The sequence below is a fragment of the Arthrobacter sp. Soil782 genome, assembly GCF_001428435.1.
GTDB lineage: Bacteria > Actinomycetota > Actinomycetes > Actinomycetales > Micrococcaceae > Arthrobacter_D > Arthrobacter_D parietis.
The window spans coordinates 108549-134080 of record NZ_LMSO01000011.1; the positions used below are offsets into that span (position 1 = coordinate 108549).

General features: G+C 60.9%; 33 protein-coding genes. 19 read left to right on the top strand and 14 right to left on the bottom strand.

The window, feature by feature from the left end; translation table 11 throughout:
- Window positions 1-4: 4 nt before the first annotated feature.
- Together ASH00_RS14695 and ASH00_RS16515 are read left to right on the top strand one after the other, a co-directional pair.
- Window positions 5-1105 (top strand): hypothetical protein, encoded by a 1101-nt coding sequence (locus tag ASH00_RS14695; RefSeq protein ID WP_056549778.1) that lies wholly within the window; start codon window positions 5-7, stop codon window positions 1103-1105.
- A 164-nt stretch (window positions 1106-1269) separates the two neighbouring features.
- A complete protein-coding gene (locus ASH00_RS16515) occupies window positions 1270-2097 on the top strand; it encodes a glycosyltransferase (RefSeq protein ID WP_327019705.1) in 828 nt (275 codons plus the stop codon).
- Here ASH00_RS16515 and ASH00_RS14705 read toward each other — a convergent pair.
- Complete coding sequence (locus ASH00_RS14705; protein WP_157359162.1) at window positions 2094-4064, bottom strand: DUF6541 family protein; 1971 nt, start codon at window positions 4062-4064, stop codon at window positions 2094-2096. The genes ASH00_RS16515 and ASH00_RS14705 overlap by 4 nt on opposite strands.
- 162 nt (window positions 4065-4226) lie before the next feature.
- On the opposite strand from ASH00_RS14705, the gene ASH00_RS14710 reads away from it, so the two are divergent.
- Window positions 4227-4865: a glycosyltransferase family 2 protein gene (locus ASH00_RS14710; RefSeq protein WP_056549950.1), complete on the top strand. Its 639-nt coding sequence runs from the start codon at window positions 4227-4229 to the stop codon at window positions 4863-4865.
- Window positions 4866-4868: 3 nt separating this feature from the next.
- A complete protein-coding gene (locus ASH00_RS14715; protein ID WP_056549785.1) occupies window positions 4869-5234 on the top strand; it encodes a DUF2304 domain-containing protein in 366 nt (121 codons plus the stop codon).
- A gap of 66 nt (window positions 5235-5300) precedes the next feature.
- Here the strand turns inward: ASH00_RS14715 and ASH00_RS14720 are convergent, their stop codons facing one another.
- Window positions 5301-7169 carry a GH25 family lysozyme gene (locus ASH00_RS14720; protein WP_200954830.1) on the bottom strand — a complete coding sequence of 623 codons (1869 nt, stop codon included), beginning with the start codon at window positions 7167-7169 and terminating at the stop codon, window positions 5301-5303.
- Window positions 7170-7431: 262 nt separating this feature from the next.
- Here ASH00_RS14720 and ASH00_RS14725 point away from each other — a divergent pair, with 262 nt between their 5' ends.
- The 4 genes from ASH00_RS14725 (at window position 7432) to ASH00_RS14740 (ending at window position 10314) form a co-directional block, all read left to right on the top strand.
- Window positions 7432-8562 (top strand): CpaF family protein, encoded by a 1131-nt coding sequence (locus ASH00_RS14725; protein WP_235563335.1) that lies wholly within the window; start codon window positions 7432-7434, stop codon window positions 8560-8562.
- A 244-nt stretch (window positions 8563-8806) separates the two neighbouring features.
- Window positions 8807-9283, top strand: coding sequence for a hypothetical protein (locus ASH00_RS16905; RefSeq protein WP_056549789.1), 477 nt, complete (start codon window positions 8807-8809; stop codon window positions 9281-9283).
- A 103-nt stretch (window positions 9284-9386) separates the two neighbouring features.
- Window positions 9387-9629 (top strand): c-type cytochrome biogenesis protein CcmI, encoded by a 243-nt coding sequence (ccmI, locus tag ASH00_RS14735; RefSeq protein ID WP_056549791.1) that lies wholly within the window; start codon window positions 9387-9389, stop codon window positions 9627-9629.
- A gap of 19 nt (window positions 9630-9648) precedes the next feature.
- Window positions 9649-10314: a DUF6308 family protein gene (locus ASH00_RS14740; protein WP_056549793.1), complete on the top strand. Its 666-nt coding sequence runs from the start codon at window positions 9649-9651 to the stop codon at window positions 10312-10314.
- Here ASH00_RS14740 and ASH00_RS14745 read toward each other — a convergent pair.
- The 5 genes from ASH00_RS14745 to ASH00_RS14770 all read right to left on the bottom strand — a co-directional run bounded on the left by ASH00_RS14745 (window position 10311) and on the right by ASH00_RS14770 (window position 13045).
- Window positions 10311-10502 (bottom strand): hypothetical protein, encoded by a 192-nt coding sequence (locus tag ASH00_RS14745; RefSeq protein ID WP_056549796.1) that lies wholly within the window; start codon window positions 10500-10502, stop codon window positions 10311-10313. The two genes, ASH00_RS14740 and ASH00_RS14745, sit on opposite strands and share 4 nt — an antisense overlap.
- Window positions 10503-10684: 182 nt before the next feature.
- Window positions 10685-11362, bottom strand: a complete 678-nt coding sequence (locus ASH00_RS14750; protein WP_327019706.1) for an endonuclease/exonuclease/phosphatase family protein — start codon at window positions 11360-11362, stop codon at window positions 10685-10687.
- A gap of 3 nt (window positions 11363-11365) precedes the next feature.
- Window positions 11366-12217, bottom strand: a complete 852-nt coding sequence (locus tag ASH00_RS14755) for a hypothetical protein (RefSeq protein ID WP_157359163.1) — start codon at window positions 12215-12217, stop codon at window positions 11366-11368.
- Window positions 12218-12402: 185 nt separating this feature from the next.
- Entirely contained in the window at window positions 12403-12690 is a 288-nt protein-coding gene (locus tag ASH00_RS14765; protein ID WP_056549803.1) for a hypothetical protein, read from the bottom strand.
- Complete coding sequence (locus tag ASH00_RS14770; protein WP_056549805.1) at window positions 12683-13045, bottom strand: hypothetical protein; 363 nt, start codon at window positions 13043-13045, stop codon at window positions 12683-12685. Before ASH00_RS14770 ends, ASH00_RS14765 begins: the two co-directional genes overlap by 8 nt.
- A gap of 66 nt (window positions 13046-13111) precedes the next feature.
- Here ASH00_RS14770 and ASH00_RS14775 point away from each other — a divergent pair, with 66 nt between their 5' ends.
- Window positions 13112-13549, top strand: coding sequence for a hypothetical protein (locus ASH00_RS14775; RefSeq protein ID WP_056549807.1), 438 nt, complete (start codon window positions 13112-13114; stop codon window positions 13547-13549).
- A 211-nt stretch (window positions 13550-13760) separates the two neighbouring features.
- Window positions 13761-14021, top strand: coding sequence for a hypothetical protein (locus tag ASH00_RS14780; RefSeq protein WP_157359164.1), 261 nt, complete (start codon window positions 13761-13763; stop codon window positions 14019-14021).
- A gap of 24 nt (window positions 14022-14045) precedes the next feature.
- On the opposite strand, the gene ASH00_RS14785 is transcribed toward ASH00_RS14780, so the two are convergent.
- The gene (locus ASH00_RS14785) at window positions 14046-15227 is read right to left on the bottom strand and encodes a hypothetical protein (RefSeq protein WP_056549810.1); all 1182 of its coding nucleotides are present in this window, start codon (window positions 15225-15227) and stop codon (window positions 14046-14048) included.
- A gap of 109 nt (window positions 15228-15336) precedes the next feature.
- Between ASH00_RS14785 and ASH00_RS14790 the strand changes: the two genes are divergently transcribed.
- On the top strand, window positions 15337-15993 hold the full coding sequence (locus ASH00_RS14790) for a hypothetical protein (protein ID WP_056549812.1): 657 nt from the start codon (window positions 15337-15339) through the stop codon (window positions 15991-15993).
- A 46-nt stretch (window positions 15994-16039) separates the two neighbouring features.
- On the opposite strand, the gene ASH00_RS16765 is transcribed toward ASH00_RS14790, so the two are convergent.
- Window positions 16040-16486 carry a hypothetical protein gene (locus tag ASH00_RS16765; RefSeq protein ID WP_157359165.1) on the bottom strand — a complete coding sequence of 149 codons (447 nt, stop codon included), beginning with the start codon at window positions 16484-16486 and terminating at the stop codon, window positions 16040-16042.
- Window positions 16487-16495: 9 nt separating this feature from the next.
- The gene (locus tag ASH00_RS14800) at window positions 16496-16774 is read right to left on the bottom strand and encodes a hypothetical protein (protein ID WP_056549816.1); all 279 of its coding nucleotides are present in this window, start codon (window positions 16772-16774) and stop codon (window positions 16496-16498) included.
- 162 nt (window positions 16775-16936) lie between these two features.
- Between ASH00_RS14800 and ASH00_RS14805 the strand changes: the two genes are divergently transcribed.
- Window positions 16937-17488: a hypothetical protein gene (locus ASH00_RS14805; protein ID WP_056549818.1), complete on the top strand. Its 552-nt coding sequence runs from the start codon at window positions 16937-16939 to the stop codon at window positions 17486-17488.
- Window positions 17489-17614: 126 nt separating this feature from the next.
- On the opposite strand, the gene ASH00_RS14810 is transcribed toward ASH00_RS14805, so the two are convergent.
- Window positions 17615-17878, bottom strand: a complete 264-nt coding sequence (locus ASH00_RS14810) for a hypothetical protein (protein ID WP_157359166.1) — start codon at window positions 17876-17878, stop codon at window positions 17615-17617.
- Window positions 17879-17952: 74 nt separating this feature from the next.
- On the opposite strand from ASH00_RS14810, the gene ASH00_RS14815 reads away from it, so the two are divergent.
- The 7 genes from ASH00_RS14815 to ASH00_RS14845 all read left to right on the top strand — a co-directional run bounded on the left by ASH00_RS14815 (window position 17953) and on the right by ASH00_RS14845 (window position 21035).
- On the top strand, window positions 17953-18147 hold the full coding sequence (locus ASH00_RS14815; RefSeq protein ID WP_056549821.1) for a hypothetical protein: 195 nt from the start codon (window positions 17953-17955) through the stop codon (window positions 18145-18147).
- Window positions 18144-18545, top strand: a complete 402-nt coding sequence (locus ASH00_RS14820; protein ID WP_056549823.1) for a hypothetical protein — start codon at window positions 18144-18146, stop codon at window positions 18543-18545. Before ASH00_RS14815 ends, ASH00_RS14820 begins: the two co-directional genes overlap by 4 nt.
- A gap of 111 nt (window positions 18546-18656) precedes the next feature.
- A complete protein-coding gene (locus ASH00_RS14825) occupies window positions 18657-19112 on the top strand; it encodes a GNAT family N-acetyltransferase (RefSeq protein ID WP_235563336.1) in 456 nt (151 codons plus the stop codon).
- A gap of 34 nt (window positions 19113-19146) precedes the next feature.
- Entirely contained in the window at window positions 19147-19629 is a 483-nt protein-coding gene (locus tag ASH00_RS14830; protein ID WP_056549828.1) for a GNAT family N-acetyltransferase, read from the top strand.
- A gap of 62 nt (window positions 19630-19691) precedes the next feature.
- Window positions 19692-20162 carry a hypothetical protein gene (locus ASH00_RS14835; RefSeq protein WP_056549830.1) on the top strand — a complete coding sequence of 157 codons (471 nt, stop codon included), beginning with the start codon at window positions 19692-19694 and terminating at the stop codon, window positions 20160-20162.
- A 378-nt stretch (window positions 20163-20540) separates the two neighbouring features.
- Entirely contained in the window at window positions 20541-20708 is a 168-nt protein-coding gene (locus ASH00_RS16825) for a helix-turn-helix domain-containing protein (RefSeq protein ID WP_162252864.1), read from the top strand.
- Between the two features lie 96 nt (window positions 20709-20804).
- Window positions 20805-21035 carry a helix-turn-helix domain-containing protein gene (locus ASH00_RS14845; RefSeq protein WP_056549835.1) on the top strand — a complete coding sequence of 77 codons (231 nt, stop codon included), beginning with the start codon at window positions 20805-20807 and terminating at the stop codon, window positions 21033-21035.
- Window positions 21036-21049: 14 nt separating this feature from the next.
- Here ASH00_RS14845 and ASH00_RS14850 read toward each other — a convergent pair whose 3' ends face one another.
- The 3 genes from ASH00_RS14850 to ASH00_RS14860 all read right to left on the bottom strand — a co-directional run bounded on the left by ASH00_RS14850 (window position 21050) and on the right by ASH00_RS14860 (window position 25297).
- A complete protein-coding gene (locus ASH00_RS14850) occupies window positions 21050-21667 on the bottom strand; it encodes a hypothetical protein (protein ID WP_056549837.1) in 618 nt (205 codons plus the stop codon).
- Complete coding sequence (locus tag ASH00_RS14855) at window positions 21664-23691, bottom strand: tyrosine-type recombinase/integrase (RefSeq protein ID WP_162252865.1); 2028 nt, start codon at window positions 23689-23691, stop codon at window positions 21664-21666. Before ASH00_RS14855 ends, ASH00_RS14850 begins: the two co-directional genes overlap by 4 nt.
- A gap of 478 nt (window positions 23692-24169) precedes the next feature.
- On the bottom strand, window positions 24170-25297 hold the full coding sequence (locus tag ASH00_RS14860) for a tyrosine-type recombinase/integrase (RefSeq protein WP_162252866.1): 1128 nt from the start codon (window positions 25295-25297) through the stop codon (window positions 24170-24172).
- Between the last annotated feature and the right edge of the window lie 235 nt (window positions 25298-25532).

Consider the following 25532-nt stretch of genomic DNA (forward strand, 5'->3'; position numbering starts at 1 on the left):
TAGAGTGCTGCGCCAGATCATGGTGCTCGGCGAATTGGGCGACGTGGTGTCCTGCGGTTACGGCGGTTCCCCTGAGGGCGTTGTCGAACACATCCGTATTCCTGACAGCCTGAAACCTTGGCGCCCGGATTTCAAGGCGGTGGCACTGCTGCTTGGCGCCCGAGCCCACAGCCGGCTCTACTTCAAGTCTGCGCGCGTACGACTCGTACTTGAGAAGATCCAACCCGGCACAGTGGATGTCATCGTAGCCAACGATGCCATCGCCGTGCCGCTCGCGCTGGAACTAAGACCGCGGCTCGGAGTGCACGCCGACCTTCATGAGTTTGCTCCTCGGCAGGGCGAAGACAAGCTGCAATGGCGGTTGCTGGTTGGGCCGTTGATGGACTGGGCATGCCGCCACCTCAAGCATGTAGATTCTGTTTCTACTGTCGCTCCCGGGATTGCCGACGCTTATGCCCAGGATTACAAAATTCCCCGGCCATCCGTCGTTGCTAACGCCGCTGCGTACCGAGCAGAGATTGAACCGACCCCGGTTGGTCACCCGCTCCGATTGGTTCACACCGGGGTAGCTGGCCGAGCTCGTAAGATTGAGGTCATGATCGATGCCGTCGCTGTAGCAAATGCCCGGCAGCAAGGATCCGTAACGCTCGACCTCGTCGTTGTACCAGGGGATGAGACGTACATCCAGGAATTGGCGGAGCGAGCCGCCTCGGTGCCGGGGAGCGCGGTCAGATTGCTGCCGCCTGTGTCCTACGCAGAGATTGTACCGATGCTGCGAGGTTATGATGTGGGCATCTTCCTTTGCCCTCCGAGCACGTTCAATCTCCGTCATGCGCTGCCCAACAAGCTCTTCGAATTCATCCAGGCCAGGCTCGCAGTTCTGATCGGCCCGTCACCGGAGATGGAAGCCGTTGTGCGGGAGTACGGGGTCGGCTGGATTACGCGCGATTTCAGCGCCGAAGCCGCAGCAGAGACACTGGGCGGCATGACGGCGGCCCACGTTGCAAAGAAGAAAGCGGCCTCTCATGCCGCCGCGCGTCAGCTCAGCTCCGAGAGTATGTCCCGTCCTTGGGCGGACTCGGTACGCGTCCTTCTGGGACTATAAAGCAGATGGCGCAACAGATCCGGGCCCTCCACGTACATGATGCTGCAAACGTCTCTTCCAGTCTTGTAGCCGCTGCTCGGGAGGCAGGGCTTCCATGGACCCGATCCGGCATTCCTTGGTATTACCAGCGCGAGTGGAGCGGAACAGTCGGGCGGCTAGCCCGAATGAGCCGTCGTCATCTATGGGACGCCGGCCTGGCGCTACGCAGCATGCGCGCAGATGTCGTCCATATTCACACCGGGCAGCTTGCACTGCACACCCGGTGGGTTCGTGGCCCGTGGGTTCTTCATCTCCACGGCACAGACATCCGCACAAATCAGTACCTCCCGCGTTGGGAACGCACTATTCGATACGGAGTGGAACGCGCTGACGCCGTTATTTACTCCACTCCTGACCTTCGCGAGCATGTGGAACGGCTCACCAACCGAGGGATCTATATGCCCGTCACAGTTCGCCTGAATGAAGCACCCGTGTGGTCGCCGACTCCGGGTCGGGTTGTCTTCGCGTCTCGTTGGGATCCGGTCAAGGGCGCCGAGCAGCAAATCGCGGTCGCGCATGCATTGCGGAAGGCTGCGCCGGACGCCGAGATTCTAGGACTGAACTGGGGGAGCGACGTCGCAAGCGCCCAGGCGGCCGGTGTGACACTCGTTCCCAGAATGGACTATGACAGCTACCGGAGCTGGCTGGCGTCGGCTTCGGTAGTGGTGGGTCAGCTTGCGCCTATCCTCTCGGCGAGTGAGCTGGAGGCGTTGGCAATCGGCGTGCCACTTCTGGGCGGTGCATCGTCGTCGTTCTATCCGGATTTGATCCGCCTCTCCGGAACGACATCCGACGAGATTGTTGAAGGCGTGCTGTTGGCTATCGCGGATCCCCAAGGCGCTTCTGCGGCCCAGCGAGGTAGGGATTACATAGCCGCAGTGCACGACGCAGGACGGGGAGTTGAGTTCCTTCTCGAACTTTACGAAGCCTTGATCGAGGGTTCGACTGCTTAGCCTGCAGGAGTTGAGCAGCCAACTGCTTCCCAGAGGCGAGCCTCGCCCTCCTGTGCTATGAGGTCAAACCCAGTCGCGGACGACATCTCATCCGTTCCAGGGAATGCGTGGTCCCCGCCGTGAATCTCTCCGCCTCCGAAGCCAAGCACGTACACCGGGCCGATTTCCTCAACCACTGGGCATACCGATGGATTTGTCAGCATTTCGTCAAGGTGATTGACGAGGATCTGTGCCCGCGGATTCTGGCCATTGCCCACGTGAGGTACCGGTGTGGACCTGTCGCTGAGGGCGTAGACGAGGGACGCCCCTGTGTAGGGATTGCCGAGCACTGTCGCTGATTCCGGCACGAGCCGGGGGACCCGCTCCAGTAGCTCGGCCTCATCCGCCGACAGAAGCCGCGATCCTTCGGAAATTCCATAGTTCGCTGCAGCCGATCTGACGGCATGGCTCACTGGTTCTCCCTGGCTGACCGCGACAAGAATCGTGACGGCTATGACGTTGACGCCGAGTAGGGACGAAGTCCCGCTGACGGACGACGGGGTGGTGCGTAAGGCCCGACGTTCAAATGCCGCACTGATGGTTCGCCAACCCGCAATCATCACCGGCAAGAGCGCAATCGGCAACAGTGCTGCCAACCGATAGGAATCGTTGTACCAGACACCCGTGATGAAGTAACGCGTATCACCGTTCGGAAACGAAGTCACGACGATGTACAGGAATGATCCGAGGAGTAGTGGGATGAGCGTCCACCGCTGCAGACGATGGCGGAATGCGGAGTAGATTCCGACAAGAACCAGGACAAGCATCAGCCAGTTTGTCGGCGCTCCCATTGGAGCGAGGCTGATGATTTCCCCGATCGCCTGTGCCTCCGTTTGGAAAGGCGGCCAGAATGAGTTTCCGCGCGAGGGCCGCGCAATGTTCCAGATCAGCACGACGACGGTACCAGCCGCTGCCAGAACAACCAGCATGACGGCTGTAGTGGTGATCCGCTGCCGGCCAGTGACGGGACCAAGCATCCGGCGTATGAACGGCAGCGGAGTCAGGGAGAGGGCGACGAGCAGCACGAAAAGGAGCACACTGGGGTGGGCAAGGCCTATGCCAGGAATAACGGCAGCGAACAAGAGGCTTGAGACTCGCGGATCGAGCGGCGCTCTTCTAGTGCCGATGCGGAAAAGCTCGCTCAGCAATGCCATGGCCACAGGCAGTGTCGCCAGCGCCAGAAGATACGGATAGAGCACACCGAAGCCGATCATCAAGTACGGGAATGAACTGAATCCCGCTGAGATGACGGCGGTGCCAAGCAGCGTTAGCGGTCTGGGTCCGAAGACGACGGCCGCAAGGAAGAGGCAGGAAGTCGGCCAGATCAACGCGCCGATGGTCAACGACGCAGCGGTGATAGCAACAGGAATACCAGCGCCGGTGATGATGTGGATCAGTGCAACAAAGTTGTGCCAAGCCGCAGGGTAAAAGATGTCCGGACCCGTTCCCAGGGTTCCCAGGGTAAGCGAGGTGCCATTGCCTGTGTCCGAGATGTATTGGACGGCGTTCATATGGAAGATATTGTCGTAGGTCTGGGAGAAGTTGTCGGGCCGCTCAATGATCTGAACGAAATTAACTCCGATCAACAATCCGGCCAGTGCAATCGCGGCGAGGATGACCAACCACTGACTGCGTGGCCACTTGCCTCGTTCCCTTGGAGGAGCCACTGGCTTGCGAAGGGCAAACCTCAGCAATGCAGCCGCAATACAGGAAACGGCAGTGACGGCGACAACCGGAAACGCCCCGAAATCGATGGACAAAGGTTCGGCCACTATGGCGGACAGCGCAATAAGGGAGATAGAGAGAGGAGCGGCCAAGCCCACGACGTAGTAGTTGCGTGCCCCCGCGGCGAATGCCAGAAGGCCCCCGGGTACGATCACCAGCGCCAACGCGCACATGAGGGTGGGCACAATCTGGTACCAGGACATCAGGGACTTTCGGGGGTGGCGAACGTTGGTTGGAGGCAGGTGAGGCAACCAACCATCGAGCATATCACCGGTAAACATGCTCCCGGAGGAGACCACCACAAGGCGGCGCGTATCCGCTATGGGATACTGAACCACGTGAGTAATGCTTGGATCGTCATCCCAATGTTCAACGAAGCCACTGTTGTCGGGGAAGTAGTGCGAGATCTTCGGGCGAATTTCCCGTACGTTGTTTGCGTAGATGACGGGAGCTCGGACGGGTCGCAAGACGTGGCGCGGCGAGCCGGAGCGGTTGTGGTGCAACATCCCATCAACCTCGGTCAGGGCGCAGCATTGCAAACCGGTTTTGAGTTCGCGTTGCAGGATCCCGGTATGGACGCTGTCGTTACTTTTGACGCCGATGGGCAACACCGCAAAGCGGACGCGGAGGCTATGCTGGAACGCATTCGCAGCGGCGAGGCCGACGTTGTTCTCGGATCACGGTTCCTGGACGAGCGCACGAAGGTTTCCAAGATGAAGCGCCTTGTGCTTCGGACAGCTGCAATTCAGTCACGCATGGCGACTGGATTGGATCTGACAGATGCCCATAACGGATTGAGGGTTCTGGGACGGGATTTTGTGCAAAGCGTGCATCTGACCCAGAATCGAATGGCTCACGCGTCAGAGATAGTGCACCGGATCGCGGAGCTTCAGCCCCGATGGGTGGAGCATCCGGTGGAGATTATCTACACCGATTACTCGAAATCCAAGGGTCAGTCGCTACTGAACTCGGTTAACATCCTTGCCGAACTATTCCTGAGGTAGTACATGATCATTTTCGTGCAGCTTGTCTTGGTGCTGGCAGTTGTTGTTTCCGCCCTGGTGTTGATGAGAGGCGGCAGCAATGCTCGACACCTAGCCATTCGGCGTATCCTTCTGATCGCCTTTGGACTCGCCGCCGCGCTTTCGGTTTTCTTTCCCTCGATGATGACGACAGTAGCCTCCTGGTTTGGCATCGGCCGAGGCACCGACCTTGTGCTATATGGTCTAGTCGTCTCGTTTCTTGTCTTTATGGCCACTACCTACCAGCGCTTTCGACACACGGAGATGAGCATCACCCGACTCGCGCGGCGTATTGCCATCGATGAAGCCGAGCGGCCGTGGGAATTTCCCTCCGAGCAAAACGACCGTTGATTCTGCTGAGTGCAATGATGGCCGTGCTCCCTCAAGGGCCCGACCATCGTCGTATCGCATGTTCGCTCAGAAGGGTGTGCCAGAAACGATGTAGCTGGTCCAGCCCGTCCCAACAGTGGAAGCAACACCAAAGCCGCTTCTGGTGAACGGATAATAGGTCAGTGTTCCGCCGGAGTTGCGTCCGATGATGCCCCGACTTGAGCTGCCGTCGAAACCGTCGACGGCATTGATGGCGTTGATGCCGCCCCAGTTGCGTCCGATGGTTGTTCGCGATCCGCCGACGATGGTTCCGGTACCGCTGCCCGTATATCGCAGGAGGTCGTTGTTGCTGTTTCGCGAGAGGAGATCCATGCGGCCGTCGAGGTTTTGGTCAGCCATGACGATAGGCATGTCGTAAAACCCTGATCCGATTCTTACTGCACTGCCGAGGCGGTGATTAGAAGCGTGGGACCAGTAGAAAAGAGCACCATCGGCCCGGGTGCCGACTATCATCACCCCTCTACCTTTGATCCATGGCCCGACGGCAATATCGATATTCTGCCATCCGGATGAGCCGATGAGCACGGGCGAGCTGAAACCGCCTGCGGGCCTCCCGGGGTAGTAGGTAAGGGTTCCGTTGTTCCACTGGGCAAGCAGGTCGATCGTGCCGTCGGCGTTCCAGTCCACGGGATTGATGGACTTGGCGCTGCCCCATCCCTGCCCAATCTGGAATCGTGTGCCGAAGTCACCCTTGCCGTTGGCCGGGTAGTTCCACAACCGCCCGGACGAATCGATTGCCACCATATCCGCTAGCGCCCGCACCGACGGCTTGGGTGATACGGCTGTGGGAGCACTGCCGCCTCGCGCGAAAGCCTGGAGGCTGGTGAAGGATCCGTTCCACTGATTCCAGTCGCCGACAACCGGTCCCTCGCTCGTGTACTGCCAGACGCTGTAAAAATCCCAGCTGGCGGGCAAAGTGCCTGCGCCGTAGTTATTGTAGGAGGCCACGTGAAGCGCATGGTCCGAGAAGGCCGTACTGCTGCCTGTGCACCGGTTCCACCAGTCGGTAGTTGTATAAATCATCGGCTTGCGGCCGGTGAGGGTCACCATTCGATTTGAGAAGTCCCGGATCCATGTGACCATCTGCGACGCGCTCATGTCGTAACAGGTGTTCCCCAGCGAGGGGTAAGGGTTGTATTCAACGTCCAGGAGCGGAGGCAGGGTTTTCCCGTCCGCGCTCCAGCCACCGCCATTTGCCACAAAATAATTCGCCTGGGCGGCACCGCTCGAGACGTTCGGAATGGCGAAGTGATAGGCACCGCGGAGCATTCCGCGGTCGCCGGAACCGTTGTACTGGTGACCGAACTCAGGGTTCTTGTAGACAAGCGCTTCTGTCGCCTTCACATAGGCCCAACGTGAGCCGTAGTTCCATGCGCCGTCCCAGTCCACGTAGCCCTGGTGGCTGCTGACGTCGACACCAAGGACGCCCGACGACGGTTGCCAGTAGTTGGTTGCAAGGGGCGCCATTGCTGCGCCTTCGACTGAATCGGTTGAGCCAGCACCGTTGCTGAGCGGAGAAGCATCCTCCCCGGGTACCGGCTTTTGCGCATCTCCCGTCACTTCCAGACGCTCGATGCCCTGTCCCATGCTTGCCCCATGTTCTCCTATGAGGTCCGCGAGCAGGTCGGAGTTGTTTCGGTAATCAAGAGCAGCGGGCGCCTCTGGTGCTACTGATGACTGCGAAGGCGAGGCTGCCGGCGATGGTGCCGGTTCTCCGACGGAATCTGCGGGTTCGCTCGCTGGAGCCGCCGGCGGGGAAGCGGTGGCGACTTCCGCCGGAGCCGTGGGCATCGTCGTCGGCGTTTCAGTTCCGACCGCTGGCGCCATCCCGGCGAGGAGGCCAAGAGTGACCAGCGAGGAGAGTGCGAATGTTTTCGGGGCGCGGGAAGCTATCAAGGGAAATCTCCAGATAGTGCAAGCCCCGGCAGGGGCCGGGCGTTTCCCAGGAAAGGGTACCTGCGTGTTACTTATGTGACCAGAGGGACAGATGTGACGACTTGAAGCATGGTTGTCCACAGGTCGCTTCATCGGGCTAGGTAAGTTGTTTCGCCGTGGCCTACGCTTTGAGGCAGGGAAACAAACCTTTGATCGTGCATTACCAGTCTGACAGTCTCCGGCGTGCGTCTCCTCCCTGCATGCCGAATCCTTGGGGAAAACTATGGATGCAGTGCGCATTGTTGAGGATGAGGTAAGAGAACTTATCCGTCGTCGTGGTCTTGACCCGTCCTTGCAGGGTCCGGAGGTGCGGCGGCTTGTCGAAGCGGCAGTCAATGACTACGACGAACGCTCGCTTGTCGGTCCGCTGCCTCCGCTTGGGCATCTGGAGCAGGCCAGGCGCCATGTTTTCGACGCTGTGGCCGGCTACGGCGCGCTACAGCCGCTGCTCGACGATCCAGCCATTGAAGAAATCTGGATCAACTCTCCCTCGGAAATTTACGTCGCGCGCGCAGGAGAATCTGAACTCACCTCGCTGACTCTTACCGAGCAGCAGGTCCGCGACCTCGTCGAGAAGATGCTCAAATCGTCCGGTCGCAGGCTGGACCTCTCTTCGCCATTCGTCGACGCCTCCCTGCCGGACGGATCCAGGCTGCACGTCGTGATACCGGACGTCACCCGACGCCACTGGGCAGTCAACATCCGAAAGTTCATCTCTCGCGCCACGCGCCTTGAGCATCTGGTCGAGCTGGGGTCACTGACGCCGCAGGCCGCCAAGTTCCTCAACGCCGCCGTGGCAAGCGGCCTGAATATACTCGTTTCCGGCGCGACGCAGGCAGGCAAGACCACACTGCTCAATTGCCTTGGAGCAAGTATCGGTTCACGCGAGCGGGTCGTGACTGTCGAGGAAATCTTCGAGCTTCAGTTTCCCTTGCGTGATGTCGTGGGGTTGCAGTGCAGGCAGCCCAACCTTGAGGGACACGGCGAGATACCGCTGCGACGCCTCGTGAAGGAGGCACTTCGGATGCGCCCTGATCGCCTCATCGTAGGTGAGGTCCGGGAAGCTGAGAGTCTCGACATGCTCATCGCTCTGAATTCGGGCTTGCCCGGAATGTGCAGTGTGCATGCCAACAGTGCGCATGATGCGGCGCGTTGCAAAAGACGTGTACTTTTAGCGCGCATCTGCGCCCCTTCACCGAATGTCTCCTCGGGGTCAAGATGGGCGTTGGCTGGACGTCATGACGAGCATCTCCTAACGGTTCACAAAGACCGCCAGCCGCCTGGGATTCCCGTCGGCGGGCAAGTTCGCCAGTACCTCCCATCCGGAGGCTCCTGTGGCGCTCTGCGGGGCTAGCATGGATCCCGTGAGCGATTACCGGGTGTTCCATCAGGCGCCCAGCAACGACGCCTACAGCAGCTAGCTGGACCGGCTCGCTGACTCGTTCGGCGACGACGTCTACGACCACCCCGAGTATCACGGTGAAGCCGATGAGGAGACGCTGCGGCAGCTGCGGGCAGCCCGCGGCAACCCGGACGCCACCGTCAGGATTTACCGGGCCCTGCCCTCGGGCATCGGGGCCATCAACGCGGGCGACTGGGTGACCCTCTCCGAGGCGTACGCGCGCGAGCACGCCATCCAGGAAGACACCGCCGACGACTGGCCGGTCATCCACGCCGACGTGCCGGCCAAGCTCATCTTCACCGACGGCAACGACCTCTCCGAATACGGCTACGACGGGCCGGCCTTGACTGGCCTCGACGACGCAGCCCCCGTACAGGACATGTGGTCGGACCGGGACGTCCACTACCACGCAGCCCACCAGGCACTCCTGGACGGCACAGCACGCGCCAAGCTGGCAGCCGACTTCGAGGACTCAGGCCTCAACTACGAGCAGCTGGGGGAGAAGGTCGGCCACGACGCCCGCACCGCACGCAAAGTGGTCACCGGGAAGACCACCCTGGCCGTCTACACGGTCGCCGCATACTTCCAGGCCCTCGGGCACCTGCCCTCCGATGAGGACCGGGCAGCCCACGGCGCCGATTACGAGGTCATCACGCGGCTACGGGCATCCTGAGGCGCCGCAGGCAGTAGCTGCGGCGAATCGGCGCGCAGGCATGTATTTTGAAGATGATTCAGGGTGAAAAGCTCACCCGTCTCTACTCACATATGGGGGAAGTATGCAGATTCAGGGATGGCACATCCTCGTTCTCATCGCTCTGGTCATGATCGCGGCACTTGTCGTCGCGATCGTCCTTATCGTCAAAGCCGTATCGAAGCGTTCGCACACAACCGCAGCGGCCGCTCCTCGCCAGCCGTCGGGCAAGGAACAACGCCTTGCTGAGCTGGACGACCTGCGGGCACGGGGCCAGGTTACTGATGCCGAGTACGAAGCAGCCCGCGCCGACATCCTCCGGTCCTAGCCGAGGCCAGGGACGGCTCATGACCGTGAACCACCCCATTCTCATCGAAGCTGGGTTCGACCAGGCTGTCGATTACGTGCAGGGCTACTTCCACGACCCGGGGAAGTCTGGTCGTAAGTACTACACCGGCGCCTACTTCGACACCTGGGCTGGTGGCGGGGATGGCGCTACGGCCAATGAGTTGACTAGTGATGACTTTGTAGCGGTATCGATGCTGTCCGTTTTCGTGCCGGCCGATGCCGCTGTTGGTCTTCAGGAAAAGGCGAACGAGATCCGCGGGCTCCTGGCCGCATTGCCCGTTGGACTGGACTTCACGGACCTGAATCGTGCAGGCTTCGATCGACACTTAGGACCAGGCAGCGCCGCCCAGGAACTCTGGGATGTCCTGCGCTCACACGGCGACCCATGGGGTATCGGACCGACGACGGCCAGCAAGCTCATGGCCCGAAAGCGCTCAGCGCTCATCCCGATCTACGATTCCGAGGTCGGGCCCCAAATGGGCCTCCAGAACTCAGCCCTGCAATGGGAGAAGTGGTTCCAGGTATTCCAGGACGACCCAGGTCTGGGCGAACGGCTCGACCGGATCGGCGCGAAGGCCGGTGTCCCGCATATCTCCCGTCTCAGGATCATGGACGTCGCCCTCTGGCGCTACGCCAAGGACGAGCACCCGGACTCGGCAAGCTAGTAGTCCTGACCACCCTCGCTGCGTCGTGCTTCCGTCTCGAGCACCTGTTCGATGTCGAGGAACCGCCTCATGAACTCCTCCGTCTTCTCGTCGGTCAGGCTGTCTGGTGCATGGGCGGCCACATCCAGGAGTGAAATGACGGGTTGCAGGTGGAAGTCGCCACCCTCCTTGCCGCAAGTAAGTCTCACGTCTGGACGAAGGCGGTTGACGGCTCAACTGTCAGTGCCAGATGCTGTTATCAACTGCATCACAGCAGGATTACTTTGGGGCGGATATGGGAACAATCAAATGCAAGACCTGTCCTGGCACATGGACAGTCTCCACACCGAAGACCGAGAAGGTCATCGCCGAGAACCACACCAAAGGCTTCCTAGACAGTGGCAGCATCGATGTCGAGGATCAGCGGCATGTGGTCGCTGTAGGGTAGCCAGTCCTCCTGCCGGCCGATCTCGAGTGAAGCTGCGGCACCGCTGAGGAAGGCGTAGTCGATGTGGTGCCCGAAGTGAAGCTTCTTGGTGTGGAAGTACGTCTTCACTTCTTCTGAGCCGTGCGCGACGTCCTCCTGGCGGTGGTAGACACTATGCAGGCCCATGCCCGCCAGCTTGTCGACCAGCATCGAGTGCGTCCGGCCCGGGTGTCCCTTGTCCCAAGCGGTGTTGCTGTTGAAGTCACCGATCAGCAGCGATGGAGCAGAGCGGAGGAACTCGGCATGCCGGTCGACGATCTCGTGGGTGACCCGCACGTAGCGCAGCTCACGCGTACGGACATGAGCCCAGAGCGCGATGACGTTCAGGCCGTCCACGCTGAACGGGAGATGCCACGGCAGAAGCGTTCCTGCCTCGTGTTCGGCATAGGTGCGGTCCGTGAAGCCGAGTACGCCGAGGCCCTTGTTCGGGTTGGACCCCACCCACGTCTTGAACGGCACATCCGACTCGGTGATGGCCTTCATTGAGACTTCGGGCAGAATCGCGATGTCCGGGTTCAGGGCTTCGACGAGGTGCCGCTTCTTGGCAAAGCCCATCGCACAGTTCCACGAGACGACCCGCATCCGTCAGGCTGCCCCTGACGCCATGGCAGCGGCCTGCAGTCGGGGGAAGTCCTCCGGATACATGGCGGCCATGTCCTTCACCTTCGGGGGGTGGGCGCTGTTGTGCCAGAGGTAGCAGACGGTCCGCGGCTTGCCGCCGAGGTTCATCTCGATGACGCTCTGGCTCGGGTCGACACGACCCGTGGTTTTGTCGTCCTGGCCGAAGCGCGGGAATTGCAGGGCGACCTCCGGGTAGGCCCGCAGGAGCCGGTCACGGGCCTGAATGCCCACGACGATGATCAGGTTCGCCGGTGTCGCCGTGAGGATCCGGTCCATGTGCATGGAGCTGCAGTGGTCGGCTGCCTGCTTGACGCCGTCCTCGCTGCCGGACTTGCAGTGGACGATCTCGGTCATGGCGACGTGCTCGTACCAGGGGCGGTCGGAGCCTACCAATGCCTCGGTCTGCTGCTTGACCCAGGACCAGTATCCTTCCACTCGTCCGCGGGATTCCCCGTCCACTTTCAGGTGCTGCAGCTTCTCGTTCACCCATTTCTCCTGCTGGCCGTCGAAGCGGTTCAGCATGAAATCGGCGACCCGCTCGTCCTCCCAGTCGGCGGTTGGGTACATCTCGGCCAGCCGCTTGTAGGGTGCCGGCGCGTCCGGCACTCCGGCGCTGATAGCGGGGTTCGATGACAGGAAGACCACCTTGGCGGTCTCAAGCTTGCCGGCCCATGCCTCGGGCACCTGGAACGGGCCCTCGTACTGGTCTTGAGAATGCACGACCTTGTGGCACGGGTGCGTTGGGTCTTCCGCGGCCAGGGGGACTTCCGGGCAGCGGGCAACGCTCAGTGCGAGTTCGGCAAGATGGACAGGCATGGATTCCCCCAGATGGTTGACGTTGTGGTGAGCCTACCGTTTCGGATGCACCTCGATACGCACCTTGCACGGCAGTAGCAGCGTGAATTGTTCGGAGTGCGGCGGCAGCCACTGATAGTTCCCGCCGTCCTTGGGCGGCTCACCGTCGTCATGGCAGCGGACGCTTGTCAACCAGCCGGAGTAGGTCAACTCCCCCCCCCGGAGCTCTCCAACAGGATGACGTTGTGGAACTCGAAGTGATACAGGAAAATTGCTGAGCCCTCATCATCCCTGCGCTCATAGTCCCTCTCACTGATGGTGTAAATCCCGCGGTGCGTGAGGGACTGGATATGGGACGAATCAAAATCGGCTCCATCGATCACAGCCAGATTGAACTTGTGGGTCTTACGGGCAGCCTCCGCAACCGGCTCATGCGCGATGTGGATGAGGCTGTTGCCTTTGCCGGTGAAGTGCTTCGGCTCTGTCTTACGCATTACGGGGCCCCGCGTCTGTGGCGGCGGCTGTGACGGCGAGGTCTGCGTTGACGACGTTGTAGATGGTCCGGTCCAAATCAGCGCCGTAGAAATTCTGGACCAGTTCGACGATGGTCGTTGTTTCGAGTGGGACGAACACTTTGGTCAGCCGGTAGTCGATCAGGTACTGCTCCAGGAAGAGCCGGTTGAGGTCAGGGCCTTCACTCTTTGGCCGGTAGGAGAAGCTGTGGAGCCGGTCGTTCTCAATCAGCCACCTCCAAGCGGCACGGATCTGTGCATGCGTGTCGAAGAGGAAGGCGACGTCGGTCTCGGTGGTCAGCTTGCGGTTCACGGCGAGGATTCTCATGGCCGCCATGTGTGTGGCGTGCATCCTGTAGCTCACCGGGCAGCTGGAACACCACCTCCGCACACATGTGGTGGCATGAGAATCCTTCAGTCACTCCAATCCAGCACCAGCGCCCGGCGGTCCCTTCGACGGGCTGAGGCCCGCACCCAGCGCGAGCTGCGCAAAGCCAAAGCCCAGCTCGCTGAGGCCCAGCGCACCTTCCGTGCCGGAGGCTACTCGGGCCACCCCGAGGAGCAGCTCGAACTCATTGAGGACCGCCAGCGCCGGGTGAACCGGATCAGCGCCGCCATCTTTGAGCAGCGGATCCTCGACTGGGACGAGATCAACGCGTCGATCGCCGCACGGCGGGACTTCTACGACATGCACGGCTTCGAGAAGCTTCGCACCACGCCGTCGCTTCGGGCACTGGAAGCCAGGGCCCATGAGCGGGTCGATCTTGCGTGGGAGAGCGACCTTCGGCGGCCGGCTCCCCGACCGCTAACGGTTGCGTTGGATTGGCAGGAAGCCGCCTGACCTCTACCACCTGATGCTCGACAGTCGCTACCAGTAAGATTTCCGCATGGGGAAACATGTAGCAAAGTGGGTTGCCGCCCTCGGTTTACTTTGCGGCCTGACAGCGTGCGGTAGTACATATGGGACGCCGGACCGGGAGGAAGCTTTCTCCGTTCAAGGCGGAGAATGTACTGCGCGATGGTGGCTTGAGCCGTTGTCCGACGAGGTGCCCGTGGAAGCATCTGACGTCGCTGACCAGGCGCTATCCAACTCTGTCGTTTCCACGTCTGAGCTCGAAGAGTGGAAAGAGATCCTGCATGAGTCGAAGTCAGGTGACGGGCAGATCCCGGCACACAAGCTCGAAGGCGATGCCTACGTTGAAGCGGTTAGGGCTGACGTGCGAGCCGAGCTAGAGGCGGCCGGCTACCCAGACGCCCCAACTCGCGTCATTGAGGTCTACTCTGACTCGGACTGCAGCAGGTCCAGCTCATAAGCCAGGTTCGAAGCAGCCTGATCCTTACCGGGTGTAGGTGAAGTCGCGGATCGTAACAATGGTGGTCGGCACGTTCAGTGCAGGATAGGCCGCCAGCCCGCGGTCTTTGACCCACAGGTTGATGTTCACCTGTTCGTTGGCCGGAACCGGGATGTCCTCCGTTTCCTCGGCGTGAGCGATCACCGGTCCGGTCGTGTCGGCGCCCTGGAAGACGTCCCAAACAATCGAGTCTTCCTCCCACGTCATCCGGACGGTGGCCTGGGTGACGCCGGCTGGCCAGAGGACCCCCTTGGCGATGACCGGGTCACCACCGGTGTCCTTGAAGAAGTTGAGCAGTGCCTCGACGCCGTTGCCGTTCCAGTTGGAGAACTCGCCGGCGTTGATTTCGTTGTGCCCGCCGCTTGGTCCGTCAGTCCAGTCGTAGGTGAACAGCGAACCGAAGACGAGGTTCGGGTCGAAGTTCGCGAAGTCACCCTCCACGGTGATCTGGTAAGTGCCGTACCCGTAGGCCTTCTTGGAGATGATCTGGGCGCCCATCGGGTAGTTCCCGGACGGGTTGTACATCTTCAAATCCAGTGACCCGTCAGGGTTCTCGGTGACCAGGGATGAGTACCATTCCCCGGTGAAGTGCGGTCCCACCCCGAGCGCCGGATTCCAGGTGTCGTAGTCGCGCTTCATGAATTCGTGGCCGTTGAAGTCGAATGTGGGCATCCCCATGTCCGAAGAGTAGCGGGCCGGCAGCGGTGCGCCGATGCTACTGGACAGAGCCGTCACCGCATCAGCCTCCAGGCAGCCGGGCTGGTTGCTGTCAGTCAGGGGCTTCGCGTCGGTGCTCGTGTCCGTGAGGTAGAACGGGTCACCGGAGGCAGACCGGGAGATCGCCACATAGCAGGCGCCGGTTATGTCCGGCTGGGCCGCGAGGCTGGTGCTTTCCGCCAGAAGCCCAGCGTCCGTCATTTCCGACAGCGGAACGTACCTGCCGGAGCCGGTGGACAGGGTCACACCCGCCGCGGTCCGCAGGGCGTACAGGTCCTGCTTGGCTGCCGAATCCTGGGCGTAGGGGATGAGGGTGCCAACGCTTACCAGGACGCCCCCGGTGAGGATCCCCACCAGGACGACGCCCACCACAATGGATGAAATGTCGAACGCTCCTGCCGTTGAACGCAGAAGCCGTCCAGCGGTGCGCACCCAGTCGAGGGGTTTCATGTCAGCTCCTTCAGCCGTTCATGGCCGAGGTCCAGCCACCAGTAGATGTGCGGCGACGCGCAAATACGGTCGGAGCCGATGATCGTTCGCTCCGCACACATGTGCAGGCATGAGCACAAAACTTCACCACGGCTGCCGCCTCGCTGCAGGCACCGATGTCTTCGCTTTCATCGCCCGGTTGCGGACCGTCCTGGATCCGATCCGCGATGAGCTGGATGCGGCACGGCTGGCGGACAACGCCGTCGGCCTCGTCGACAACGCAGACCTGAAGAACGAGCCACGCCCAGAGGCTCCGCACGTGCAGGCTGTCCTGAACTGGTTGGAGGACCAGGAGAAGCTCGACCCGTCGTCCCGGTATTACGACCCGCACCGGTTCGAACTGGCCATCGGGTACGACGCCTACACCGACCGGCATCTCCTGCTGCCATTTGTTGACGCCGAAGAATTGCAGCTGGCATTCGTAGGTATGCCGGAGGTGGAGCCGTACTTCTACAGGGGCAGCTTCGACAAGCCCGAATACATCTCCCAGGAGGAGTGGGACGAGCGGCACGCGGCGTGGACCCGGGTGCTCGGCTACAAGAGCCCCAAGGAAGCGATGCTGATGATGTCGCTGCGGAACGGCCCCGATGCCGGAAGCGCCTTCGGAGAGGTCTTCTCAGCTGATGGGGCTCTCAGGTTGAAGGACGTCGCACCGAGCAAGGAGAAGCGGGCCTGGCGGCTCTCCATCACCATCTACCTTGAGGGCTCGCCGAGATGTTCCCTATAGACAAGCTGGCCAGTTCGGAAACTGCCTCGTGCCGAGTCTGGGGTGGCTAATTGAAGGAGCGTTTGGAACCGGCGCTGGTCGGTCCCAGCACCACCCCCTCAGGAAGCGGAGTGGGTGACTCACGGCTGTAAGGTACGACCCCAACCTGGAATGGGTCTTCGTACACGATTCTGCCCGGGTCTGCTGATCGTGAATGCTGATAATCGACTTTGTGGCTCTGCAATATCCCACAGAGTTCAGCAACTCGATCGACCATCTCGGCAGGAAGTGGATCTTTGAACCAGGTCACTGCACCGATCTTGTTCCCGTCTTCGTAGAAGGGAGGGTTTGGCAGTTCAGATCTGAACCAATCGTCTACGTCGAGATACAGTTCCACTTCCTTGTCGGCGAGATCACCTGCTCTTCGAAGATGATCCACTGCTACAAAAAGTCCCACCTCAACACCCAAGCGGCCGAAGTACCTTGTATGAAATCTTGAATATTCACCGGCCATAGCTGGAGCCTAGCAAGCTGTCGACTGGGTCGCATCAGCGTGTGATTGCGGCTGCCGGAGGAGCGCGCGGGGTAATCCGGAGACGACAACCCGGACACCATCAAACTCATCCGCCAGGCCGGTGCCGTCGACCGGACAGTGCTGACCGAGCTCATCATCCCGGTCCTTCCGGAGGTCACTGAGAAGCTCCTCGGCGCCGGTGTCGGTGAGCATGGCTGGAATGCCATCCGTGAGGCTCTGCCGGCCGCGTGCGGGAAGATCCACGACCAGCAGGCGGGATGAAAGCATGACCGGATTCCCGGTCCTCCTGGGTATCTGGCTGATCAGCCTGAATGGTGACGCTGTCCGTCGGGTCCTGAAGCCTCACCTCTATCGGCGGACGCCGAATGACCGTACAGTGTGCTCAGCCTCTATCAGCGGGGCAGTCTCAGACGAATACGGGGAAGCAGCATGACTCCAGTGCGGAGTGCGCGGAAATCGATTATCGGCGTATCGGCGGCGAGCCTGGCCGTTGTGGCTGGCCTCTGGCTGTGGGCAAGTGCCGAAGGTCCGATGCGCAGCGGAGGGGACCCTTCCGAGCTATGCACGCCAGCACCGGACCAGGGGTTCGCTGCCATCGGCGATGTAGTGGCCAACGATGGTGCCAGGCCGCTGACCATCACCGGTGTGGAACTCGTCGACCCGGTCGGGCTGACCATCGAGGACAGCTATGGCATGGTCATCGACGAAGTATCCGACAGAGACTCTCAGGCAGTACTTGGATCGACCACTACGGAATACGATCATCCGCTACACGTCGCAGCCTGGGAACGACGAACCAAGCTCGGCGAGCTCGATCTGGGTCCGGGGGAGAGCGCCAATATCGTCCTCACACTCTCCCTGCCCGGTGACACGGACGGCTCAGCTCAAGCGATGCGCGTCTCCTACACGGACGGCTTCCGAACCTTCACGGCCGACACATCCATGAGGCTCGTCCTCACCCACAAAGAGGCCTGCTTCTAACCTGTTCGCCGGGTTTAGTGGTCCGAATCGGCATGCAAACAGCAATATATTGCCGATTCGACGTTTGCGAGAACTCCCTGAGCAGGGAAACGCCAGAATCGGAAATATCTTGCCGATCGAGTGCTCTCAGGCGGCCGCCGGGATAACAGTGCATTCCAACGCGCCGTTCATATCGGCCATCAGCAGGTCCGCATCCCAGTTCCAGTGGGTGACTGCCCCGCGCGGAGACACCTTGATGACACCCCACATGCCGTCTCTGTCGTGGACTGCAATAACTCTGATGCCTTCAGGGTTGACGTACTGGAGTGCCTCTCCCACCGGAGGAAGGGTGCTGGCACTGCCGCCAGCCTGAATTGGGTGGACACTCTGGGAAAGGGCGTGGGATGTCATGGATCCCATGTGTGCGGAGGGCGGTACGGGTCTTCCCGGTGAGGATATTCAAAATGCCCGCACACATGTAGGACATGAACCCTTACCGCGTAGCCCAGGTCCTTCTGCTTCTCGCAGCACTCGTCATCGGTGTCAGCACCCCGGCCTTCAACGGCCTAAGCTTGCTGGCGCTGCTCCTTGCCGGGTCCACCCTGGTCATCGAAAAGCACCGCACGGCACGTGTTGCCGCCCCTGCCACGACCGAAACGACAGAGGAAGCCGCCGCATGACCGGCTCCCGCATGAACACTGTCCCAAGCGACAAGGAGATTGCTGGAGCGTTCGCCCCGTTCATCCACCGCACGCAGGTCGCAGCCCAGCTGGAGCACGCCAGCATCGCCCAGGAGAAGCTCGACGAACTCAAGGAATCCGGTGCCGGGCAGGAAGCCATCGACGCAGTCAACGAAGTCATGCGCACGATCTACGGCTTCGCACCCGAGACTCCGCTGAAGACGAAGGCAGCCCTGCAACAGGAGACGCTTGCGTCCCTGTCGTTGTATATCAGCCGTCACACCTGGACGCAGCTCACGACCGAACAGAAGGAATGCCTCGCCGACGCCATCGACAAGGAGTTCCGTGACCGGGATCTGGAGTTCATCTCTCCAGTTGACCGCTGGTGGCGGGAATAGGCTCTGTCGCTTTGCTTGAATGGGAGAATGATGCGCCTCGCGAGGATGGATGAGCTTGAGCTGTTGCGCGAGATCGAATCTGCGGCGGACCAAGCATTTCGCACAATAGGCATGGACTTAGTCGCAGAGTCTGACCCCGCACCTCTCGCGAGCCTGCAGGATTACCAGCATGCAGGACGAGCCTTCGTCCACACGGAGGATGCAGGCCTGCCGGTTGCGTTCCTCCTGCTTGGCCTGTTGGACGGCTCAGCTCACATCGAGCAGGTATCGGTTCACCCCACGTATGCACGGCAGGGGAGAGGCCGTGACCTAATCGATGCCGCAGAGGCATGGGCTGAAGCTGAGAAGGGATTGCACAGCCTGACACTGACCACCTACGCGAACGTCCCGTGGAACGCGCCATATTACGCACGTCTCGGCTTCGACGTTGTCCCGCCCCCGGCGTGGAGTCCTGGTATCCGCGCCCTTCGCGAGCGGGAGGCTGCTATTGGACTTGATGCCTGGCCCCGAATCGTCATGGCTCGAAATCTTCACCGTACGATCGGAAACCGTGAGCATCCGTTGTGATCACTCCTACGACTCGGACCGGTAGGTTGGGCGGATGAACGAGGTAGAAGTCCGCCGAGCCCAGGCCGATGACGCACCTGGAATAGCCAAAGTCCACGTCCAGTCCTGGCAGGAAGCGTACGCCCACCTAGCCCCTGCCGAGGCCCTGGCAGCCCTGAACGTCGAGCGAAGGGCCCAACGCTGGGCCGACATCATCAGCGAAGGCGCGACGGAAGTCTGGGTGGCACTGGACTGCGGTCAGATCGTCGGGTGGATGTCTGTTGGTCACGGGCGCGATGATGGTCCGCGGCCCACTGAGCTGGTAGGGCTCTACGTTCTGGCAAGCCACCATGGAACAGGAGCAGGGCAGGGACTGCTGGAGGCGGGTGTCGGCACGGATCCCGCCTACCTATGGATGGCGGCTGACAACCCCCGGGCACGAGCTTTCTACGCACGTAACGGCTTCGCCCCAGACGGCGAATCGGACACCCACGAAATCGTCGGCACGCCGGTCGAGATCATCCGCCTCGTTCGCTGAGTCGCTTCCGCAGGCCCGCCTGGTTCTTGCTTATTCTGAACGTATTCAGAATAATTGGGGACATGAGTGTTCCTACCGTTAGCCGTCACGCGACCTCTTCGGACCTCTCGCGTAACCCAGCACAGGTGTTCCGCAGCGCTGACGAGGGGCCGGTGACGATCTCACGCCGTGACGGTGAGCCGCTGACACTACTTCCTTCTCGCATGATCGAGCGTGAGCACGCAGCCTTTGGCGTGGTGGCGAATCTCGCTGCCGCTTCGTTGGCACCTGGCGGCCTCAGCTTCCCCGAGCGTCTCCTGGCGCCCTTCCCCTGGCTCGGTTTCCTGCCGATCAGACAGCGTGAACAATTCGCCGCAGAGATCGTGGAAACTACGCGGGCCTGCGTCTCCATCAACAACTTCGACCGGCTGTTTGTCGTCCTGGCCGAGTGGAAGGCCACAGCTGAAGCAGTTGCGTCCGGTGTCACCCCAGACGCCGAACTCGATTGGCTCGACGAAGCCGAATCGGTCCCACACCCCGGGGCAGGCGCTTGAGCCCGAAGCGGGAAGCTGTTTCGCGACCTCTGCGCAAGAACGAGTACGAGATCGTCTTCGGCACGTCCAACGCGCAGAAGGGCTGGCGGGACGTAGTAGCGACACAGCGCAACGTAGTCGTCACGGCCTGGGAGCGACTGACAACCGACCCCTTGACTGATGACACGACCTGTCACGGGATGAAAGGAGACCTTGAGTTTGTGACCACCAGGGCAAGGGCCATCGCCGACGGCAATACGAGCTGTCGAATGGAGCCCGGATCTGGTTCTACGTGGACGGCAGGAGCGTCATCCTCATCGACGTCCACACTCATCATCCCAACGCAACGAAATGACCGCCTCCACAACGGTGGCAGTCCTGCCCGGTAGGGTTTTTGACATGACCGGACCGCGTTTCCTGAAGCTTGATGACGTCTGTGAGGAGCTCAGCATCTCCATGTCGCAGGCGCGCGCTTTGGTGCGCTCCGGTGATCTTGTTGCCATTCAGGTGGGCGGCCGCGGTTATCTCAAGTTCTTGAGCCGGTTTGTCGAGTCAACCTGCTCCTGACCTGCGCAAGCGTTGCTTGTCGGTCTTTTGGTGAGGGTGAGTATCGTGGGTTTCGATAGGGCGTGTCGAGCATGTTTGTGATGAGGGAGGGGCACGATGGCGGAGAAGCGCTTCCTGACTCTGGCGGATGTTGGGGAAGTTTTGAACATTTCTTCGTCCCAGACTTATGCGATCGTTCGTTCTGGCGAATTGCCAGCGATTCAGGTGGGTGGCCGGGGTCAGTGGAGAGTTGAGGCTTCTAAGCTTGAGGAGTATATTTCGGATGCTTATGAGCGCGCCGCTGCCTCGATACGGGAGTTGAACTCGCAGGAAGGGGACGAAAAGTAGCCCCCCTAGCTGGTTTATCTGAGAGGTACGACGGACCTCTCTTGAGAGTTCTCTCTCATGAGCATTTGGTTGATTCTCCTGGCCGCCCGCAGCTCATCCTGCGCGTCTTCAAGGTCGTCTCGTAAGAGACTGCTGCGAGTTTGGGATTCTTCGAGGTCCACGCGGGCTCGTTCGAGGGACCGTTCAAGTAGCCCGATGCGGGTTTTGAGTTCACCTTGGGTTTCGAGCTCAAGCTGCTCACCGATCTTCTTTCTCAGTGCTTTCTTCAGCTGATCCCTTTCCGCGGCGGTTCTTGTGAGCCTGGCGCTGAGCATCACGACTTCGTTGCGCAGGCCGTTCATGGTGGGCGCAGAGCCGGTCGATTTTCTACCAGCGTCCTCCTTCGCGTGGCTATGCGCTGCAGCGCTACGGACGGCCTCGAGGAGGTCCGGCACGTTATAGATCAGCCAGGTGCTCACTCCAGCGGACCGGGCGATGCCCGAGACCGTAATCGACCGTCCTGCCTTCGTATGCGCCGCTATAGCTTTGAATACTGCTTCACGCCGCCGTTGGCCGTCGGTCCTCTTGGCTGCGATGAGCCGTGCTGTCCGAAGGGCAGACTTACTCGATGTCTCGTTGTTGTGGACGTTCATGCTTCCTTTGGCGTCAGTGGCAGGAGCTTGCGTGGAACTGCGGCAAGCGGGTCCTGGGCTGGCGCGGTGGAAAGAGCTTGGAGAAGTTCGGCTGCCCGGTCGATCTCGCTTTGCTCTGTTGGAGAGAGTTTGGTCTTGGTGTCGGCGAGCAGTCGCCTCATTTTGCGGTAGGAGTTCAGCTCGGCGGTGAGGCTCTCGAGTACCCAGGTATCGGCGATGGGTCGGGCGAGTTCCAGGTCGGTCGTGAGAGCGACGATGTGAGCGTCGATCAAGGGTAGGTGGGATACGTTGGCGCGGAAGTAGGTGCATCCACCGCATTTGCTGCGTGCAGGACACGCTTGCCCGCCTGCTTTGACGTTGGATGGCTCGGTGCAGAGCCCCAATGGTGTGGCTACGGACCCACGAGTGTACGCGGGGTAGCTGTGCGGGGGTTGCGTGGCGCCGTGGCGGTCAATGGTGGTTCTATCGACGATGCGGATGGCATCGGCTTTGCGTTGCCGGTTGATGCGAATGTAGCCGGCGGACGTTTCGAACCTCTTATGGTTCATCAGTTCCTGAATGACGTCCGGGGCCGCGTTGTTGTCGGAAAGCCTCTGAGCGTAGGTGTGCCGCCATGAGTAGAGGCGCAGCCGGGAACGATCGAACGCTTCGGCAACGCCGCCTGCACCCTGGATGTGGCCGGGCAGGTCCTTTATGCGCTCGATCCACCGCCAATAAACGGTGTGATACCCGCTGATCGTTATAGGTTTACGTGCCGCTGGCCCAAACCCTGAGAGCGAGGGAAACATTAGGTCAGCAGCGCGTGGTTCTATGTCCGTGACTGCGTTGAGACGGTCAAGCCATGCTGTGATGATGTTTGCCGTGGAGTGATGGATGGGTAGTTCCAGACCGATGTCGCCGGTCTTTGGGGCGTCGTAGCGGATGAATGGCCGCGCGTCATCGTAATGCTGCAGCGCATCGCGTTTGAGCCCGAGAATCTCAGAGGGGCGCCGGCCTAGGTCCCGCAGTAGTTGATAGATGGTTTGATGCATGTGGTTATAGAGTTCGGCTGGACGACCATTGGTGTAGGGGTGATCTTCGGCGACGGTGAACAGGTGCAGGTTCTCGTCCAGTACCTTGATGACCTCGTCCGGAATGGATTTGTTGACCGTGCTGCGCTTGCGGCCGCTGGAGATGGTGTCGGTGGCGAGAAACCGGAACGTTGGGGCCAAGCGTTGAAGGGCGTTCAGCTCGCGTCCTTCGTGCAGGAGCCGACGGAATCGGTGGAAATGTTCGTATCTGTATCGTTCCGAGCGGGTAGCCCCATCGTGGGTGGTTAGCGTGGAGTAGGCGTGGAATGCCGCTTTCGCGTCAGCCCTGCCCAACCGATCTGGGGTGGTTCCATATGGGCGTCGTAGTAGTGCGTCTGAGGCGATGCTGCAGGACCGGATAAGGTCGCGGATTTTGTCGGCTGGCAGTTCGAAGACGGCGGCGTATTCCTTCGCCGCTTCGCGTAGCCAGTGGATGCGGACGGGGCGGAAGTCCAGGGTGCCTTTCGAGCAGATGGTGTCGCTGCCGGACTGCGCCCGGAGCATGAGCACCGCGGCGTCCCAGACATCGTCTTTCCTCGCATCGGTTCCGGTGTGCTGGTACCGCCAGCGGGCCGACCACATCCGTGCGTAGTTCGTGAAACCCTTTTGCAGCTGCTGATTCGTCGTGCTCGCCAGCATGATCTGGTGAAGCTTCTCCATTGTTCGTGCCCCATTCTCCAAGGCGATGGTGATGCAGCGCCGAAGCACCCAGGGATCCAGCCGGTAGCCCTCCTGGTCACGTTGTTGCAGAGTCAGGAGGAACTCATGCCGAAGAATTGGTGGAAGATCGACCAGCGAGAATTCGGTGGTGGACCACTGCCGGCCGATGGGACGCGGGACGGCGATGAATTCCTCCAGAGTGATGCCTTGGCTTTTGAGCCGTTTCCATTGGAAACGGTGGCCGAGACACAGTGCCTTCTCAAAACGCCATTCCTCGGTCCGGCATCCCGGCACGGCGCACTGCTGGCCACGTGGGAACACGCCCCGAGCTGTCGCTTGATACTTTTCCAGCGGGTAGTCACCGCCCGCGGCGGTGAGACGTTTCCGCCAGGCGTGATAGTGGTGATAACACAGACCGTGGTGGCTCGACAAAGCCCTGCAGGACTGTCCGCTGACCGTGACGGTGCACCGTTCGGCGGCCTTTGAGGTCCGATCTGCCCCATGGTCTGCGCGGCGCCCGCCTTTCGTGCTGCTCCTGGCCGCCGACTTGCAGGGCACGCAGAGGGCTCCATTGCCTCTGGCTAACCCGGGGCAGCCGGCAGCCCTGCACGGATAGGCGGCTGTAAGCGGGTTGGCGGGATCCGAGGTGAAATGCCAGAGCTTGCCGTCCCATTCGCTGGGCCGCCAGCTTCTGTTGATGCGTTGCCGCAGGAATGCGAGGTACGTCCCCGGTTCCGTGCCGGGAGACTCTGTGAGTAGCATCTGCCGGAACTCAGCTGTCATTGTTCCCGCTACGTCCGCAGGTGACCGAATCGACTGCTGCTCTCATCTCCTCCGCAGACGCGTGCAGATAGACCTGCGTCGAGTCCAGGCTTCTATGGCCCAACAGTTCCTGGACCACATCGAGGGGATGTCCTGCCCGAACCCACCTGGTGGCGGCAGTGTGCCTGAGCTGGTGCGGGCGCACCCGCACCGTTGTCCTTCCTTCCCATCGCCTGAACATGGCATGGACGCTGGCATAGCGGAGCGGCTCATCGGGTGGGCTATTACGGGAGTAGAGGTTCACGAAGACGTAGTCGCCCGAGATCCCGCCGAGGAGCTGGTAGCGCTCATCCTGGTAGGCGGCGTACGCCTGTGTCATTTCATCCGTCACTGGAACGCTGCGAGTCTCGCGAGATTTCGCCAGGGCACCATTGCTATTGATTCTGCGGTGAATGTGAACATGCGGACCGCGTTCGAAGCACCCAGCATGGGTCGACTCCGGCAAAAAGTGGAGGTCTTCAAGGCGCAGGCCCAGGGCCTCTCCCACTCGTAACGCGCAGTGCAGCATCAACCGGACCAGCAGCGCATCGCGCGGATTCGTCGCGCACGCCATCAGTCGCGACTCCTCATCAGCGCTGATCGGCTGTGGGCGTTTCGTCGCCTCCCGCGATTTGAGCATCCGGCTCAACCGCGGCACGCGATCGGGATCTCCGCTTCCGTCTTGTGGGTTCGCGGACCGCAGCCCAGCCTGATCGAAAAATCTTCTATCGACATCAACATCGCATAAGCCTTCGTGGGTGCAGAACCTCAAGAACTGCAGGACCGCGACAAGATACACGTTCACTGTCTTTCCCGACCGGGAACGTTGACCGGGAGCGGAAGTCTGCAGGTGCAGCTTGTATCTGATCAAATCGAGCAGCGCCAGATTCCGCCAGTCCACCCCTTCAGCAGACGCCCACGTGAGGAAAACCGCCAACTTCGTCTGATAAGACCGTTGAGTGTTGATAGACCGGCCCGCCTGGCTCAGCCAGAGTGAGTAGAGCCTGCTCGCCTCGGGCACCGTGAAGTCTGAGTCAACGACGACGTATACCCGTTCCCCGTTAGAAAGAGGAACCTCAACCGCGCTGTATTTGGTCACGAGGCCTGACCCTACCCCGGTACCGACTGGCATCAAGTCAACGCAAACAAATCGATCGGGCTAAATCCACCAAAATCAATCCAACGCACCAGAAGTCACTCAACGCTAAGGTCGAAGCAACGTAACAATGAGCATGTCAGATCGCACGGCGGAATGGGCCAGCACTTTCAAGAGCGTTCCAACGTTCTGACAGCTGAAGGGAGATCGCATCCGGTTACCCCCTCCTGGCATTCAT

Coding starts and splice junctions, on each gene's coding strand:
- ASH00_RS16515 (WP_327019705.1), top strand. CDS start 1,270: ATGAGCCGTCGTCATCTATGGGACGCCGGCCTGGCGCTACGCAGCATG.
- ASH00_RS14705 (WP_157359162.1), bottom strand. CDS start 4,064: ATGTCCTGGTACCAGATTGTGCCCACCCTCATGTGCGCGTTGGCGCTG.
- ASH00_RS14710 (WP_056549950.1), top strand. CDS start 4,227: ATGTTCAACGAAGCCACTGTTGTCGGGGAAGTAGTGCGAGATCTTCGG.
- ASH00_RS14715 (WP_056549785.1), top strand. CDS start 4,869: ATGATCATTTTCGTGCAGCTTGTCTTGGTGCTGGCAGTTGTTGTTTCC.
- ASH00_RS14725 (WP_235563335.1), top strand. CDS start 7,432: ATGGATGCAGTGCGCATTGTTGAGGATGAGGTAAGAGAACTTATCCGT.
- ccmI (WP_056549791.1), top strand. CDS start 9,387: ATGCAGATTCAGGGATGGCACATCCTCGTTCTCATCGCTCTGGTCATG.
- ASH00_RS14740 (WP_056549793.1), top strand. CDS start 9,649: ATGACCGTGAACCACCCCATTCTCATCGAAGCTGGGTTCGACCAGGCT.
- ASH00_RS14750 (WP_327019706.1), bottom strand. CDS start 11,362: ATGCGGGTCGTCTCGTGGAACTGTGCGATGGGCTTTGCCAAGAAGCGG.
- ASH00_RS14755 (WP_157359163.1), bottom strand. CDS start 12,217: ATGCCTGTCCATCTTGCCGAACTCGCACTGAGCGTTGCCCGCTGCCCG.
- ASH00_RS14765 (WP_056549803.1), bottom strand. CDS start 12,690: ATGCGTAAGACAGAGCCGAAGCACTTCACCGGCAAAGGCAACAGCCTC.
- ASH00_RS14770 (WP_056549805.1), bottom strand. CDS start 13,045: ATGGCGGCCATGAGAATCCTCGCCGTGAACCGCAAGCTGACCACCGAG.
- ASH00_RS14775 (WP_056549807.1), top strand. CDS start 13,112: ATGAGAATCCTTCAGTCACTCCAATCCAGCACCAGCGCCCGGCGGTCC.
- ASH00_RS14785 (WP_056549810.1), bottom strand. CDS start 15,227: ATGAAACCCCTCGACTGGGTGCGCACCGCTGGACGGCTTCTGCGTTCA.
- ASH00_RS14790 (WP_056549812.1), top strand. CDS start 15,337: ATGAGCACAAAACTTCACCACGGCTGCCGCCTCGCTGCAGGCACCGAT.
- ASH00_RS16765 (WP_157359165.1), bottom strand. CDS start 16,486: ATGGCCGGTGAATATTCAAGATTTCATACAAGGTACTTCGGCCGCTTG.
- ASH00_RS14800 (WP_056549816.1), bottom strand. CDS start 16,774: ATGCTTTCATCCCGCCTGCTGGTCGTGGATCTTCCCGCACGCGGCCGG.
- ASH00_RS14805 (WP_056549818.1), top strand. CDS start 16,937: ATGACTCCAGTGCGGAGTGCGCGGAAATCGATTATCGGCGTATCGGCG.
- ASH00_RS14810 (WP_157359166.1), bottom strand. CDS start 17,878: ATGACATCCCACGCCCTTTCCCAGAGTGTCCACCCAATTCAGGCTGGC.
- ASH00_RS14815 (WP_056549821.1), top strand. CDS start 17,953: ATGAACCCTTACCGCGTAGCCCAGGTCCTTCTGCTTCTCGCAGCACTC.
- ASH00_RS14820 (WP_056549823.1), top strand. CDS start 18,144: ATGACCGGCTCCCGCATGAACACTGTCCCAAGCGACAAGGAGATTGCT.
- ASH00_RS14825 (WP_235563336.1), top strand. CDS start 18,657: ATGGACTTAGTCGCAGAGTCTGACCCCGCACCTCTCGCGAGCCTGCAG.
- ASH00_RS14830 (WP_056549828.1), top strand. CDS start 19,147: ATGAACGAGGTAGAAGTCCGCCGAGCCCAGGCCGATGACGCACCTGGA.
- ASH00_RS14835 (WP_056549830.1), top strand. CDS start 19,692: ATGAGTGTTCCTACCGTTAGCCGTCACGCGACCTCTTCGGACCTCTCG.
- ASH00_RS16825 (WP_162252864.1), top strand. CDS start 20,541: ATGACCGGACCGCGTTTCCTGAAGCTTGATGACGTCTGTGAGGAGCTC.
- ASH00_RS14845 (WP_056549835.1), top strand. CDS start 20,805: ATGGCGGAGAAGCGCTTCCTGACTCTGGCGGATGTTGGGGAAGTTTTG.
- ASH00_RS14850 (WP_056549837.1), bottom strand. CDS start 21,667: ATGAACGTCCACAACAACGAGACATCGAGTAAGTCTGCCCTTCGGACA.